The sequence below is a fragment of the Cohnella thailandensis genome (assembly GCF_014212135.1).
GTDB classification, from domain to species: Bacteria; Bacillota; Bacilli; order Paenibacillales; family Paenibacillaceae; genus Cohnella; species Cohnella thailandensis.
The window spans coordinates 255,302-270,888 of sequence record NZ_JACJVQ010000007.1 but is presented as its reverse complement, the minus strand read 5'-3'; the positions used below and the strand labels follow the sequence as shown (position 1 = coordinate 270,888).

Genomic DNA, 15,587 nt, shown 5'->3' with positions numbered 1-15,587 from the left:
CGCGATGAGCAAGCAAGCAACCGCCAAACCCGTATCGGACGGCCGAGCATTCGACATCGTCGTCAACGTTCTCGCCGTCCTCGTTATTCTCGTCGTCCTTTATCCTCTGATCTTCGTCGTCAGCGCTTCGTTCAGCGATCCGGCCAAAGTGCTGGGAGGCGAAGTTTGGCTGCTTCCGAAGGGCTTTACGTTTGAAGCCTACGAGAACATCTTGCATAACGGGAAAATCTGGACGGGCTACCGCAATACGATTTTTTACGCCGCGGCGGGCACGTTCATCAACATGATCATGACGGTCCTCGCCGCCTACCCGCTATCGAGGCCCGACCTTCCCGGCCGAAAGTTCCTTATGGTACTCATTACGCTCACGATGTTCTTCAGCGGCGGCCTGATTCCGACTTACATGCTGGTCAAGAACCTGGGCATGGTCGATACGGCGTGGGCGCTGCTCGTGCCCGGAGCGATCGCCACGTACAACCTGATCGTCATGAGAACTTACTTCCAGAACAGCATCCCGTGGGAGCTGCAGGAGGCCGCCCATATGGACGGCTGCTCCAATTGGCGGCTTCTATGGAGCATCATCCTGCCTCTGTCCAAGCCGATTCTGGCGGTCATGGTGCTGTTCTACGCGGTCGGCCACTGGAATTCCTTCTTCAACGCGTTGATCTACATCCGTCAGGAGTCGCTGTATCCGCTGCAGCTGGTGCTGCGCGAGATTCTGATGATCAGCCAATCCGCGGCGGTGGACGCCACCGTCGGGATCGAAGACAAAATTCTGCTCGCCGAGAGCATCAAGTACGCCGTCATCATCGTATCCAGCCTGCCGGTCTTGGTCATGTATCCTTTCGTCCAACGCCACTTCGTCAAAGGCGTCATGATCGGTTCGGTCAAAGGATAAAGCGAACTTAAAAATCTTGAGCAAGGAGGGTCATCTTGAAAAGAAACGCAACGATAACCGTCGACTGCAGCCGCCCGAGCGGACATACGATCAATCCGTACCTGTTCGGCCACTTCGTGGAAGATATTCGGGACCACATGGAAGCGATGCTTGCCTTTCCCCTGAAGGACATGGATTTCGAGAGCGAAGCCGAGTCGAGAAGGGCGGTCTCCGGCAGCTGGTACGCTTATACGAACGGCAAAAACACCGAATACGCGCTGGAAGCGCCGGCTCCGAGGCATTCGGGACGCGCCCAGCGAATCCGCCTGTCGAGCGACGACGAGGCTTATGCCGGAATCGCCCAGAAAGCCGCGTTGAAAGGGCCGATGACTTATACGGTCAAGCTGGTGGCGCGCGCTTCCGTGGAGATTCGTTATCTGCTTATAGAGGCGGTCGACCGCCGCAAGGAAGAATCGCTGGGCAGCGTCCGCATCGATCTGGTCAGCCATAACTGGCAGGATTACGAGGCGAAGCTGATCTTGCCGAGAGAATGCGCCGACGCGGAGATTCGGGTTTACGTGCCGGCCGATCATCCGAGGTGGATCGATCACGTGTCGACCGGCATGCTGTGGCTCGACCACGTCTCCCTGCTGCCCGATGACAGCATCGCCCTCGTGAAGCGGGAGGTCGTGGACATGACGCGCGAGCTGAACGCGGGAATGATGAGGCTCGCCGGCAACTATATCAGCGCCTATCATTGGGAACACGGCGTGGGGCCCGCGCTAGAGCGGCCCGTCATGTACAACGAAGCATGGGGCGGTTGGACCAGCAAGTACTTCGGAACGGACGAATTCATCCGCTTCTGCCGGGAGCTTCGGGTGGAGCCGCTTATCTGCGTCAACGACGGATCCGGCACTCCCGAGGAAGCCGCGAGGTGGGTGGAGTATTGCAACGGAGGCGTCGATACGCCGATGGGCGCGCTGCGGGCGGCGAACGGGCATCCGGAGCCGTACAACGTCCGCTATTGGGAGATCGGCAACGAGGTCTGGGGGCAGTGGCAGGTCGGCACGTGCAGCGCCGACCGGTTCGCCGAGCGGTGCGTCGCTTTCGCCCGGGCGATGAAGGAGACCGATCCTTCGCTCGTGCTGCTGGCTTGCGGCCACACCGATCAAGAGTGGAACGAGGCGGTGCTGGACATCGCCGGCGAGCACATCGATTATTTGACGCTGCACTTGTATCATGGCTTAGGCCGCTTCGGGATGAACCGGGAGACGCCGGCCGAAGATCGCTATAAGGCGATGGCGGCATTTTCCGAATGGACCCGAGAGGATATAAGGGAGACGGCGGCCCGGATCGGCTCCGACCCGAAGCACGGCCACGTGAAGCTGGCGATCACCGAGTACAACACGATGTATTACCCGAACACGATCCGCAAGGGGCTGCCGGACGAGCATACTCTCGGCGCGGCGGTCGCCAACGCCGCCAACTTGAACGAGATGCTGCGCTGGAGCGAGTTGGTGCAGATCGGAAGCTTCTCCGATCTGGTGAACGGCTGGCTCGGCGGCTGCATCCGGGTAGGCGACGGCTACGCGGACCAGTTCCGCGGCAAGGAGGCGGGCTGGAGCGGACTTCCGCTTACCGTATACGGAACGCCGACCTACGAGGTCATGAAGCTGTACGCGGGCATGGACATAAAGCGCATGCTTCCCGCGGATAGCGCCTGCGGCAGCTTCACGGTCCGCGCAGACAAGCCGGCTCCCTTCGAACTTGACGCGCTGCCGGACCTGGACGTCGCGGCCTGCTCGAACGAAGACGGCAGCGTCGTGACCGTATTCATCGTGAACCGCAGCCTGACGGAAGTCAGGGCGGAGCTTCGACTGGACGGCTTCGCCGCCGCGGAAGCGACGACTCTCCACGAAATTACCGGAGATTCTCCGGAGGCGATCAACTCCGTCTTCGAGCCTCGGGCGATCGTCCGCAAGACCCGAACCGTATCCGCCGATGAGTGGCGGGTCGGCTATCCGCTGCGTCTGTCGTCCGTCTATGCGGTGACGATTGCAGCCAAATAACGAAAGGAAGGTAAGGCATGACAACCGAATCCTACATCAAGGATTATCCGAGACCGCAATTCGTACGGGACAATTGGCTGAACCTGAACGGCAAATGGGATTTCCGCTTCGACGACGGCAATGCGGGCGAACGGGAGAAATGGCAGGAGAAGTTCGAAGGAACCCACGAGATCAACGTGCCGTTCACTTACGAGACTTCCGCGAGCGGGATCGGAATCGAGGAATTCCACCCATACGTCTGGTATCGCAAGACGATCTCGGTCCCTAAGGAGGCCGAGGGCAAGCGGGCCGTCCTGCACTTCCAGGCGGTCGATCATACGGCCAAAGTATGGGTGAACGGAGAGTTTGCGGGCATGCATCGGGGAGGCTATGCGGCTTTTGCCTTCGACATTACTCCCTTCCTAATTTTCGGAGCAGATAACACGATCACGGTCAAAGCCGAGGACACCGACAGCTGCACGCAGCCGCGGGGCAAGCAGCGCTGGACCAAGGACAACTTCGAATGCTTCTACGTGCAGACGACGGGCATCTGGCAAACGGTATGGCTGGAGTACGTCTCCGAGCAGCGGCTGGAAGCCGTCAAGATAACGCCGGATATCGACCGCAACATGGTGCGCTTCGACTACGAGGCGGCCGGAACGGACAAGGCGGGCTCGCTTCGGCTGGAAGCCGCGATCTCCTTCAAGGGCAACCCGGTGAAGCGGGTCAGCCTGGAGCTGGACCGCCCTTGCCTGACCGTTGAGGTCGATCTGATCCACGAGGCGAGCGGACCTTGGAAAAAGAGCTGGTGGACGCCGCAGAATCCGAATCTGTACGACGTCGAATTCGTGCTGTACGCGGACGGACATCCGGTCGACCGGGTTCGTTCCTACTTCGGCATGCGCAAGATCTCGATCGAGAAGGGCCAGGTGCTGCTCAACAATGTGCCGCTCTATCAACGGTTGATCCTGGATCAAGGCTATTGGACGGAAAGCCATCTGACGCCGCCGAGCGAGGAAGCGCTCGTCGCCGATATCGACAGCGTGCTCGCGATGGGCTACAACGGCGTGCGCAAGCATATGAAGATCGAGGACGCGCGCTTCCTCTATTGGTGCGACGTGAAGGGGCTGCTCGTCTGGTCCGAGATGGCGGCGACGTTCGAATACCACGACCGGGCGGTCGAGACGTTCTCGAACGAGTGGCTGGAGATCGTCCGCCAGCAATACAACCATCCGAGCATCATCGCGTGGGTGCCGTTCAACGAGTCGTGGGGCGTTGCGAATATCCTTCGCGACAAGAGGCAGCAGAAGTTCACCGAAGGCATCTACCATCTGACCAAGGCGATCGATCCGTACCGTCCGGTGATCACGAACGACGGCTGGGAGCATACCGTGTCGGACATCCTGACGCTTCACGATTACGTGGAGACCGGGGACGAATTCCTCAAGCGGTATGCGAACGTCGAAGCCGTCGCAAACAACGACACGACGTGCAACCGGTGGAAGTTCGCCTTCGCCGAGGGCTACGGGTACAGGGGGCAGCCGATCATGATCACCGAGTTCGGCGGCATCGCGTTCAAATCGGACAAGGGCTGGGGCTATGGCGAGCAGGTCTCCTCGAACGAAGAGTTTATCGAGCGGTTCGCCGGCTTGACCCGCGCGATCAAGAGCGTGGACGCCATCTGCGGCTACTGCTATACGCAGGTGACCGACGTGCAGCAGGAGATCAACGGGCTGCTGACCGAGGACCGCAAGCCGAAATTCCCGCTCGAGCTGATTCGCGAGATCAACCTGTCTTAAGCGGGATTCTCCATAACGTACAAGAGCCAAGCTGCGATCGCAGCCTTGGCTCTTGCCGATTCAGGATACAAAAGTGAAATAGGAGAAGAAATAGACGATCCGGGCAACGAACCGGCTGCGAGCTCTCGATATAATGAGGGAAACGCCGTTCATACTTGGAGGTTAACATGAGGAACGCCCTCGCAGCAGACCGATCTTACCCAACCGGCACAAGGAAGGAGAGAAAGCTTTGGAAGGCTGCACACCTTCCGTTTTATTTGATGATTTTGCCCGGTTTCTTGTATTTTATCGTGTTTAAATACGTTCCGATGTTCGGGCTTCTTATTTCGTTTCAGCGATACGATCCGTTCGTCGGCATTCTGGACAGCCCCTGGGTCGGCTTGGACAACTTCCGCCGGCTGTTCTCGGAGCAGGACTTTCCGCTGCTGCTTAAGAATACGTTTACGTTCGCGCTGCTCGACATTTGCTTGTTTTTTCCCGCTCCTATCGTGCTGGCGCTTCTGCTGAACGAAGTTCGGCTCAAGCCGTTTCGCAACGCGGTGCAGACGATCCTGTACGCGCCTCACTTCATCTCCTGGGTCGTGATCGTCTCGCTGACGATGACGCTGTTCAACTCGCAGGACGGCATCGTCAATCAATGGCTTTCGTCCGCGGGTTTAGGAACGATCGACCTGTTCACGAAGCCGGAGTGGCTTAAGCCGATGTGGCTGCTTCAGAATATTTGGCAGGGCGTCGGCTGGGGCTCGATTCTCTATCTCGCCACGATCGCGTCCATCGATCCGGCCTTGTACGAGGCGGCCAAATCGGACGGCGCGGGGCGGTTCCGCCAAATTTGGCACATCACGCTGCCGGGCATCCGGTACGTCATCGTCGTGCTTTTTATCCTGCGGCTCGGCAACTTCATGGAGATCGGCTTCGAGCACATCTTCCTGCTGCAAAATCCGCTGAACGTCGAAGCATCCGACGTGTTCGACACGTTCGTGTACCGAACGGGCATTCTTCAACGGGATTACAGCTACTCGGCGGTCGTAGGGCTGTTTAAATCCCTGGTCGGCCTCGTGCTCGTCTTGGGCGCGAACAAGCTTGCTCGGAAATTCGGCGAGGAAGGGGTGTACTGATCGATATGACCCAAATGACCATTCGCGACAAAGCGTACCAGCTGCTGATTATTCTCGTTCTTCTCGCCATGGCGCTGGCCGTCGCAGTCCCGTTCCTCCTCACGGCGTCGAGTTCGTTCGCTTCCAGCGGGGAGCTGCTGATGAAGGGCGCCGTTTTCTGGCCCGAGGATTGGACGCTGGAGGCGTACCGCTTCCTGTGGGACAACGAGCAATTCATCCAGGCCTTCACGAACGCGATCGTCATTACCGTCGTCGGAACCGCGATCAATATGACGTTATCGGTTCTGATGGCCTACGGATTGGCTCAGCCGGACGTGCGGGGCCGAACCGCCGTCAACTTCATGGTGCTGTTCACGATGCTGTTCCACGGGGGCATGATCCCGACCTACCTGGTCGTGAACAAGCTGGGCCTGATCGATTCGTATTGGTCCCTCTGGCTCGTCAACGCGATCATGCCGTTCAACATGATCATCATCCGCAGCTTCTTCCAGACGCTGCCTAAGGAATTGAAGGAGTCCGCCCGGATCGACGGATGCGGGGAATTCAAAATCCTGCTGAGGATCATCTTGCCGGTGTCCATGCCGATGCTCGTGACCTTCACTCTGTTTTACGCCGTCGCCAACTGGAACACTTACTTCCAGGCGGTGCTGTATTTGAACGATTCGAGCAGCTACCCGCTGCAAGTCTTCTTGCGGCAGGTGCTGATCGTGAATCCTTCGGAGCTTAGCCTGGCCGTTACGGACAACGGGTTCATGTATACGCCGGCGGTGCGCCATGCCGCGATCCTGCTCACCGCGCTGCCGCTGCTGGCGGTCTACCCGTTCATGCAGAAGCACTTCAGCAAAGGAATGATGATGGGTTCCGTCAAAGGTTAGGAGGAGAACAATCCGATGTACCATGTGCTAGTCGTCGAGGACGAGCCGCTCATCCGGGACGCGATCGTGGAGATGGTGAACCAACTCGAAGGCTTCCGGGTGACCGGAGAGGCTTCGAGCTGCGAAGAGGGATGGAGGCTCGTCCAGGAGCTATGGCCGACGCTTATCGTCACCGATATCCAGCTGCCGGACGCCGACGGGCTGGAGCTGATTCGCCGAATCCGCGAGCAGAAGTCCCCGATCGTCACGGTTATCGTCAGCGGGCACGACAACTTCTCGTATGCCCAGCTTGGCATCCGGCTGCACGTATCCGAGTATCTGCTGAAGCCGATCTCCGAGAAGGAGCTGCACGGCGCGTTAACCCGTTCGCTCGAACGGCTCGAGACGTTCGCCGAGCCCAACCGGGTCCTGCTCGACATCCAAGGCTTCGTCGACGGCATGGCGGATTGCGAATCGATCCGGCTCTTCGAGCGCGCCGAGCGGATTCTAAATACGATCCGCGGCAGCCGGATCGTGGAGCCGGGCATCCGGCTCAGCTACGTTCGCATCTTCGCCGGCAAACTGGCGGAGCTGATCAAGGCCGTCGATCCGTCGTACCGGGCTCCCGAGCCGGCCGACGCTTACGACGACCGGGAAGCGCGCCAGCTGATCAGGGAGCTGCTGCACGAGTGGATTCGGAGCTATCCGCAGTTCGCGAACAACAATATGCGCTTGGTCATCAAGCGCGCTTGCGCTTATATGGAAGAGCATCTGCAGGATGAGATCACGCTGAAGCAGATGGCCGATTACGCCAATTTGAGCGTCTCGTATTTCGGAGTCCTCTTCAAGCAGCATACGGGCAAGAGCTTCGTGAATTATCTCAATCAGATCCGCATCGAGAAGGCGCTTGAGCTGCTGCGCGGCACCGATCGGAAAATATACGAGATCGCGGAAAGCGTCGGCTTCGTCTCGCTGCCTTACTTCAATCGCGTGTTCAAGCAGGTGTCGTCCATGGCGCCGAACGAATACCGGAAGAGCCTCGGCGTATGAGATGGGAAAGATGGCTGAACCGGTATTCGATCAAGTTCAAGCTGATTCTGATTCTGCTGGCCGCGACGCTGTCCTCGATCGGGCTGACGGGCGCCTTCTCGCAGTATTTCTACATGCAAGCGGCCAAGAAGGACTTTTTTCAATTCGCGGACGACGCCTCGTATCGGTTGAACCGCCAGATCGAGCTTTATTTTCAGCAGATGAAAATATCCGTCTCCTCGCTGCTCGCGGGACCGCTGCCGAACCGCAGCGACCTCACCCGCGCGGCGGAGGACGTGGGCATTATCCAGAACTGGCTGGCAAGCGAGGGGCCGACGTCCTCTTCGCTGCTGGCCGATCTGCAGGATGTCCTGAACAATTACGTGGCTCTGAACTACAGCGAAGTGGACAGCACCTTCCTCGTCGCGGTGGACGGGAGAACGGTCTCGAACCTGCAAGGAATCGACGAATCGATCGAGGAGTACCGGAGCGAGCCGTGGTTCGGCGCCGAGATGAACGAGAGCCTGAAGGTCATGCCGACTCACCTGTCCGAGCAGACCGGCAACCAAGTCATCTCGCTCATCGTTCCGGTATTCTCGACCGATACGATGCAACTGGCCGGGAGGCTGATCATCAACCTTAGGGTCAGGGAGCTGGAGAAGACGATCGTAAGCGCCACCCTCGCGAAGAAGGGATACTTCTTCATCGTCTCGGATGACGGCACGGTCGTCTACCATCCGGATTCCTCTCTTCTGGGATTGCCGATCCAAGACACGGAACTGGCGGACTTGAGGCTGAACCGCTCCTCCTCCGTCCAAACCATTCAAGGAACGGAGATGCTCGTCTCGAGCAGCGAGTCGGAGCTGGCGAGCTGGAAGCTGGTCGCGATGGTGCCGTTCGCGGAAATGGCCAGCGGCGTTAAGGTGGCCCGCGACGCCGCGCTCGCCGCCATCCTGATTCTGGTAGCCATCGTCCTGATTGTCGTGCCGATCGCCGCTCAGCGGTTCACCCGCCCGCTCCGGGAGCTGAAGCGGCTCATGGAGCAGGCGGAGAAGGGGGAGCTGGACGTGAGGGCGGAAGTCGTGCCCGGCAAAGACGAGATCCAGCTGCTCCGTCACGGCTACAACCGGATGACGAGCCGGCTAAGCCAACTGATCGATACGGTTGGCAGGATGAAGGTGAACGAGATGAACATTCTGCTCGGCCAGAAGGAAGCGATGATCCGGGCGCTGCAGAATCAAATCAATCCTCATCTGCTGTACAACACGCTGGAGATCATCAACAGTCTCGCTTACGTCGAGAGGAACGAGCGAATCCAAGTGATCGCCAAGAACCTTGGCGACTACTACCGCTATACGGCCTCGATCCAAGAGCCGTTCGTCTCTCTTCGCGAAGAGATCGAGCATGCGAAGAAATATTTGGAGATCGTCAAAATCCGGTTCCCGCGGCATTTCCAGAGCCGGTTCTACGTGAACGAGAAGTACCTCGACGCGCGGATCGTCAAATGCTCGCTCCAGCCTCTCGTCGAGAACGCCGTCAAGTATGCCGTAGAGCCCAATAGCGGCAGCGGGACGGTCATCGTCAGCGCGTATCACGAGGAGCGGGACCTCGTGATCGAGGTCGCGGACAACGGAGGCGGCATCCCGGCGGACAAGCTGGAACAACTGATGCTTCGGCTCGACGGCATCGCCGCGCGAACGGAAGATCAGCTAAGCGGCAGTCCGTCGCTCGGCATCGCCAACGTCCATGCGCGGCTCGTGCTGCATCACGGGCCGCGTTACGGCCTGTCGATCGCTTCCTTCGAAGGAAGGGGCACGGTCGTCTCGATCCGCGTGCCGCTGGAGGACCAATCCGGAGAATTCCGGCCTGTCGAATTAGAAGAATGAGGAGGATTCATCCATGAACCAAAAGAACCGGACGGCCCGGATCACGGTGGGCGCGGAAGTGTCGAAGCATACGGTCAGCCCGTATCTGTTCGGGAACTTCATCGAGGATATCGACGACCACATGCCGGCCATGCTGGCTTATCCTCTGCGCAATATGGACTTCGAGGAAGAGGATGCGGACGGAGACGGTGTCTCCGGCCCCTGGCGGCCGCTCGGCTTCGGCAAGCATACCCGCTATGCGCTCGAGCCGGCGGCCAGAGGCCATGGCGGGCATAGCCAGCGCATTCGGCTGTTCAACAAGGACCGCTGCGCGGCGGGCATCGGCCAGGCGATCGAAGCGAAGGGGGACGCCCTCTACCGGCTGCGAATCATCGCCAGGGCTACTCGAGAGATCGCGAAGCTTCGCGTCATGCTGGTCGACCCGGCCGCGGGCGAGACGCTTGCGTCCGTCGAATTGGAGCTAAGCAGCCACAGATGGCAGAAGCTCGGCGGCACCCTTCGGGCCGCGCGCTCCTGCGCCCGGGCCGAGCTTCAGGTATGGGCGGAGCCGCTTCCGGCGTCGGAGTGGGAGGATTCGGCATCGACCGGGTACGTCTGGTTCGACCACGTGTCACTCCTTCCAGAGCAGGAGACCGGCCTGCTGAAGCGGGAAGTATTCGAGATGACCCGCGAGCTGAACTGCGGCATCCTGAGGCTGGGCGGCAACTATATCAGCCTCTATCATTGGGAGGACTTCGTCGGACCGGCGGAGCTGCGGCCGAACTACGTGAACGAGGCTTGGGAGGAAGCCGGGCAGGTGCACAAATATTTCGGCACCGACGAGTTCGTCTCGCTATGCCGGCTGCTCGGCGTCGAGCCTCAGATCTGCGTCAACATGGGGACGGGAACGGCCGAGGAGGCGGCGGCGTGGGTCGAGTACTGCAACGGCGACGTCGCTACTCCCATGGGCGCCCTCCGCGCGGCCAACGGATACCCGGAGCCTTACGGCGTCCGGTATTGGGAAGTCGGCAACGAGATGTACGGCCCGTGGCAGGCAGGCGTCTGCACGCCCGAGCAGTATGCCGAGTCCTATCTGGAATTCGCGGAAGCCATGAAGGCGAAGGACCCTTCGATCCTGCTGCTGGGCTGCGGAACCGCGAGGGATTCGCTCGCGCCGGGCTGGAACCGCAAGGTGCTGGAGCTTGCCGGTCCGGCGATGGACTTCTTGACCCTTCATATCTATCAGGGCCGCAACTTCTTCCCGATCGACGCGGGCACGCCGGGACCGGAACGCTTCCGGGCGATGACGGCGTATTCCGAGGCAGCGGGTTCGCTTTTCTCGGAGATCGAGACGCTGATCGGCGAACGGGACGAGCTGAAGCACGTCAAGCTTGCGGTGACCGAATGGAACACGATGTATTTTCCCAATCCCGATCTTCCCAATGCGCATACGCTGGAAGCGGCCGTCGCCAATGCCTGCATGCTGAACGAGATGATGCGAAGGAGCGAAATCGTGCGGATCGCCAACTTCTCCGATCTGGTGAACGGCTGGGTCGGCGGCTGCATCCGGGTGGGCGACAACTACGAACGAATGAAGAGAGCGGGCTGGAGCGGACGGGAGGAGGTCGTGTTCGGCACCGCCACGTATCATCTACTGCGCATGTATGCGGGACGTCGCCCGCATCGCCTCGTGGAGACGAGCGTCGAGTGCGGAACGTTCGACGCGGGCGCCTCGTCGCTGCCCGTTCGCTTCGACGGATTGCCGAAGCTCGACGTAGTCTCGTGCCTGTCCGAAGCCGGCGACGCGGTCATCGTCTATATCGCGAACCGTTCGCTTGACGGCGCGGAGCTGATCTGCGATCTGTCGGCATGGACGGCATCGGGAACCGCGACCGTGCGCGAGCTGGCGGGGCCGGATTGCGAGTCGCGCAATACGGTCTTCGAGCCCGAGCATCTTCGGGAGGAAGTCAGGCTGGAGAGCCTGCGGGACGGTTGCCTGGCGACCAAGCTATCGCCGCATTCGGTATGCGTGCTGGAAATTCCCCTCGACGCCAAGCTCAATCGAATCGGATAACTTTTCGAGTTTCTGTGTAACGCAATCGCCCCGGGCAACCCGCATACTGATAGCAGCAACATCCGAATATGGGAGGGCCCGGCCGAGAAGCCGGTCCGCGAATGGGGGGGCGTTATTGGGTTTGCGTATACGAGTAGAGAGGATGCAGGAGAAGATCAGCCGTTGGCGCGTCGACAAGCGCATTCTCGGCAAGTTTTTCGAGATGAACGGGAGGGATACCTACCCGGGGATCGTGGAGGACGGGATCGCCAACGGATCGTTCGAGGCGTGGCATTCGAAGCGGAAGAAAGACGGCACGAACCTGCCTTGGACGATGCGAACCGAGATCATGTACCGGGATACGCCGATGACGCCGGGACTGGCGTATCCGTGGGAACCGGCCGGCGGCCGCGAAGCTTCGTTCGAGCAGCCGGAGGGCGGAGTTCACGGCAAACCGAAATGGAAGCGATTCCAGAGAATCCGACTGTCGCCGGAAGCCGGAAGATGCGGCATCCTGCAGCGGATTACGTTGGCGGACGAGAGAACGCTCGACTACCGCATCGGGCTCAGCGCCCGCGCCTCCGCGCCTAACGTCCGGCTGTATGCGGCGCTTGAAGATAAAGACGGCACCCGCCTCGCCGAATGCGCCATCGCGCCCGGAGCGGATTGGGAGCGCTTCGACGTTCGGCTGACGCTGAGCCGCGCCAGCCGTCACCGCTACGAGGCTTCTCCCTTCGGAGAGTACCGTCTGAGCCTGACCGCAGAGACGGAAACTGCTTGCGAAATCGATCTGGATTGGGTGACGCTGGCTTCCGGCGACGCGGTCGAAGGAGTGTTCAATCCGACGACGATCGACCTGCTCAAGCGGTATCGGGTCACTTCGATCCGCTGGGGAGGCAACTACGCCAACGAATACAACTGGAAGGATGGCATCGGGCCGTGGGAACGGCGGCCGGTTCGGAACAACCTGAACTGGGGCGGGTTGGAGCCGAATTACTTCGGCACGAACGAGTTTCTGCGCTTCTGTCAGCTCGTCGGAGCCGAGCCGTTCCTGAACGTCGGCTTCAGCCATGACCTGCCGCCGAAGCTCGCGGCGGAGTGGGTGGAATACGTCAACGGCGCCGCGGACACCCCGATGGGCAAGCTGCGCGCGGAGCATGGGTATCCGGAGCCGTGGGGCGTCAAGCTGTGGCAAGTCGGCAACGAGTCTTACGGCGACTATCAATTCGGCTATACCGATTCGATAGACTTCTCCAACCGGGTCCAGGCGTATTGCGACGCGATGAGAGAAGCGGATCCGTCGATCGAGATCGTCATCGCCGGCGAGGACCCGATGTACGTCGATTATTCGGAGATCCCCGGCGAGCCGCCGATCTGGAACCGGAGGCTGTTCGAGATCGCCGGACCGGCGTATGCCTCCGGCCTCGATATTCATCAGTATACGAGGGGCATTCGCGATGCCGGCTTGCGCGGCGAATGGCTGGCGGCCAACAAGGCCGATCCCGTCTTCTACAATCAAGTGCTGGTCGCCTATCCGACCCAGTACGAGACGCTGATCCAAGGGCTGAAGCAGCTCGCGTCGGGTTACGGCATCCAAGAGCTCGTCCTCGAGATCGGCGAATGGAACCTGGAGCCCGAGACCGGCCGGGATTGGCCGAAGGCGGAGTACGAGACGATGGCGCACGCTTGCTATGTCGCCTCGATGCTCAACGCGTTTATCCGTCAGGGGGATTCCGTCAAGTATGCGTACCAGCGGGACAACACGCTGTATTACCGGGCCTACCCGGTCGATATGCGGCCGGTTAATCCGGGCAACGACACGTCTCTGCTATACGCCGACGTTCTCGCTCGTCCGGATACGGGCTGGCGCCGCGTCGAGCTGTCGACAGAAGGCGCCGGCTTCGAGATGCCGCGGACGTGGGTGCGGATTCGCCCGATGGCGGACATCCCCTACGTCGATGCCGCGGCCGTGCTGTCGGACGCCGAAGACGAGCTCGTCCTATTCGCGGTCAACCGCGATCTCAAGCAAGCGCGGACCCTTTCGGTCGAAGGCGATTGGCGCGCGGAGGCGGTCAAGCGGATAGAGGTGCGGCTGCAGCACGCCGACTCGCCGTTCGACAGGCACGAAGACTGGTACGAGACAACCGCTTACCGTATGACCGATTCCGGGCTGGAGGCCGGCCCGGACGGCCGATACAAGCTTGAATTGCCTGCCGGCTCGGTCGCCCGCATCACCATCCAATTCCACGATAAAAGGTGACAAACGATGAAAAAGCGACTCCTCCTTGTGACCGCCATTCTGGCGGCTAGCAGTCTGACCGCATGTTCCTCGAACAACGGCGGCAATTCGTCCGATTCCGGCACTCCGTCCTCTTCGGCAACGGCGCCGGCATCCGATTCAGCCGCGACGCCGTCCGCGGATGCCGCTTCGATCGACGACGGCACGGAGACGATGAACATCTCCCTAATGGTTCCGCAATACGCGGAGATGGGACCGTCCAGCGATTCCGAGCTGGTGAAACGGCTGAACGAGAAGCTGAACGTCAAGCTGGACATCCAGTGGGTTCCCGGAGCGAGCTACAATGACAAGATCAGCGTGCTCGCCGCATCGAACAGTCTGCCCGACGTCTACCGGATCACGTCCCAAGACTATATGCAATGGCGCGACAAGGGAGTCTTCCTGGACGTCAAGCCTTCGCTCGCGTCCTATCCGAATCTGACCTCGCATCTTCCCGAGAAAGCTTGGCAGGAGCTGAACGACCAGGACCATTATTACGGCGTTCCGTATTACGGCATTCCGCATCTGTTCTCGATGTCGATCCGCCAGGACTGGCTGGACAAGCTGAACCTGCAGATGCCGACGACGATCGACGAGTTCTACAGCGTGGCCAAGGCGTTCGTCACCGAAGACCCGGACGGCAACGGCAAGGACGACACGACCGGGTTCTCGATCATCGTGAATTCGAGCGGGCTGTTCGAGAACGCGGCGTACTTGATGGGCGCGTTCGGTCTCGGCAACGAGTGGGCGCTCAAGGACGGCAATCTGGTCGCCATGCAGGCGCAGACGGAGGAGTTGAAGGGCTTCGTCGGTTTCCTGAGGAAGGCGTACGAGGAAGGCGTGCTGGACAAGAACTTCCTGGTCATGAAGCCGGCCGACGCCAGAAACAAGCTATGGAACGGACAAGTCGGCATCCAGCATGTCAATCCGAACGAGGCGCTTCGTCTCGACGAGCCTAACATCCGGAAGAACTTCCCGCAAGCGGAGCTCGTTCAGCTGCTGCCGCCGGCAGGGCCGACCGGACTTCAGGCGACGCAGACGGACGGCATGGGCCAGACCAAGGTCGTCATCAACTCGAAGATCGATTCGAAGAAGCAGCAGCGGATTCTGAAGCTGCTCGACTACATGCTCTCCGACGAAGGCTACGATTTGATCAAGGAAGGCGTCGAAGGCGTGGACTACAAGAAGAACGCGGACGGAAGCTTCGAGAAGCTGGAGACGAAGGTGGCGGGCAATCTGTTCTCCATCAACTTTTTCCGGCGCGCGGACAATGCCATTCAGCTTCACAAGTACAACGATCCCGAATACGTCAAGGAAGTCGAGCAATGGCTCAGCAACAACGACAAGTACGATTGGCCGAATTACGGGCTGGGGCTGGCCGCGGAGACGGAAGCGTACAAGAAGATCAACATCGCGACGCTCAATACGAAATGGATGTCGACCATCGTCGGCGTCATCACGGGCGCCGCGCCAATGGAAGACATCGAGAAGGCCGCGGGCGATTGGCTCAAGGGCGGCGGCGAGCAGCTGACGCAGGAGGTTAACGAGATTTACAAGGCACGGCAATAAGCAGGCAGAGAAGGACAGGCGATACTCGCGAAGGTCGCCTGTCCTTCGCAAGCTGGCGCGAGGCCGCATCACCCATTCTGTAAGGCAAAGGAGAACG

General features: G+C 60.1%; 10 protein-coding genes. All 10 read left to right on the top strand.

The features are described from left to right. The first annotated feature begins 4 nt into the window (after window positions 1–4). Entirely contained in the window at window positions 5–898 is an 894-nt protein-coding gene (locus H7B67_RS11065) for a carbohydrate ABC transporter permease (RefSeq protein WP_185119882.1), read from the top strand. Between the two features lie 35 nt (window positions 899–933). Next, window positions 934–2,946, top strand: a complete 2,013-nt coding sequence (locus H7B67_RS11060) for an alpha-L-arabinofuranosidase C-terminal domain-containing protein (protein ID WP_185119881.1) — start codon at window positions 934–936, stop codon at window positions 2,944–2,946. 17 nt (window positions 2,947–2,963) lie between these two features. After that, window positions 2,964–4,724 (top strand): glycoside hydrolase family 2 protein, encoded by a 1,761-nt coding sequence (locus H7B67_RS11055; RefSeq protein ID WP_185119880.1) that lies wholly within the window; start codon window positions 2,964–2,966, stop codon window positions 4,722–4,724. Window positions 4,725–4,891: 167 nt separating this feature from the next. Next, the gene (locus H7B67_RS11050) at window positions 4,892–5,842 is read left to right on the top strand and encodes an ABC transporter permease (RefSeq protein ID WP_185119879.1); all 951 of its coding nucleotides are present in this window, start codon (window positions 4,892–4,894) and stop codon (window positions 5,840–5,842) included. Between the two features lie 5 nt (window positions 5,843–5,847). Continuing rightward, window positions 5,848–6,717 carry a carbohydrate ABC transporter permease gene (locus H7B67_RS11045; protein ID WP_185119878.1) on the top strand — a complete coding sequence of 290 codons (870 nt, stop codon included), beginning with the start codon at window positions 5,848–5,850 and terminating at the stop codon, window positions 6,715–6,717. Window positions 6,718–6,732: 15 nt separating this feature from the next. Then, entirely contained in the window at window positions 6,733–7,746 is a 1,014-nt protein-coding gene (locus H7B67_RS11040; RefSeq protein WP_185119877.1) for a response regulator, read from the top strand. Continuing rightward, window positions 7,743–9,611, top strand: coding sequence for a cache domain-containing sensor histidine kinase (locus H7B67_RS11035; RefSeq protein WP_185119876.1), 1,869 nt, complete (start codon window positions 7,743–7,745; stop codon window positions 9,609–9,611). Before H7B67_RS11040 ends, H7B67_RS11035 begins: the two co-directional genes overlap by 4 nt. A 13-nt stretch (window positions 9,612–9,624) precedes the next feature. After that, window positions 9,625–11,664: an alpha-L-arabinofuranosidase C-terminal domain-containing protein gene (locus tag H7B67_RS11030; RefSeq protein WP_185119875.1), complete on the top strand. Its 2,040-nt coding sequence runs from the start codon at window positions 9,625–9,627 to the stop codon at window positions 11,662–11,664. Between the two features lie 142 nt (window positions 11,665–11,806). After that, window positions 11,807–13,903 carry a hypothetical protein gene (locus H7B67_RS11025; RefSeq protein ID WP_185119874.1) on the top strand — a complete coding sequence of 699 codons (2,097 nt, stop codon included), beginning with the start codon at window positions 11,807–11,809 and terminating at the stop codon, window positions 13,901–13,903. 6 nt (window positions 13,904–13,909) lie between these two features. Beyond that, complete coding sequence (locus H7B67_RS11020; protein WP_185119873.1) at window positions 13,910–15,490, top strand: extracellular solute-binding protein; 1,581 nt, start codon at window positions 13,910–13,912, stop codon at window positions 15,488–15,490. The last annotated feature ends 97 nt before the right edge of the window (window positions 15,491–15,587 follow it).

Excerpts from the sequence above, each read along its gene's own strand:
- H7B67_RS11065 (WP_185119882.1), top strand. The coding sequence starts at position 5 with ATGAGCAAGCAAGCAACCGCCAAACCCGTATCGGACGGCCGAGCATTC.
- H7B67_RS11055 (WP_185119880.1), top strand. The coding sequence starts at position 2,964 with ATGACAACCGAATCCTACATCAAGGATTATCCGAGACCGCAATTCGTA.
- H7B67_RS11050 (WP_185119879.1), top strand. The coding sequence starts at position 4,892 with ATGAGGAACGCCCTCGCAGCAGACCGATCTTACCCAACCGGCACAAGG.
- H7B67_RS11045 (WP_185119878.1), top strand. The coding sequence starts at position 5,848 with ATGACCCAAATGACCATTCGCGACAAAGCGTACCAGCTGCTGATTATT.
- H7B67_RS11040 (WP_185119877.1), top strand. The coding sequence starts at position 6,733 with ATGTACCATGTGCTAGTCGTCGAGGACGAGCCGCTCATCCGGGACGCG.
- H7B67_RS11035 (WP_185119876.1), top strand. The coding sequence starts at position 7,743 with ATGAGATGGGAAAGATGGCTGAACCGGTATTCGATCAAGTTCAAGCTG.
- H7B67_RS11030 (WP_185119875.1), top strand. The coding sequence starts at position 9,625 with ATGAACCAAAAGAACCGGACGGCCCGGATCACGGTGGGCGCGGAAGTG.
- H7B67_RS11025 (WP_185119874.1), top strand. The coding sequence starts at position 11,807 with ATGCAGGAGAAGATCAGCCGTTGGCGCGTCGACAAGCGCATTCTCGGC.
- H7B67_RS11020 (WP_185119873.1), top strand. The coding sequence starts at position 13,910 with ATGAAAAAGCGACTCCTCCTTGTGACCGCCATTCTGGCGGCTAGCAGT.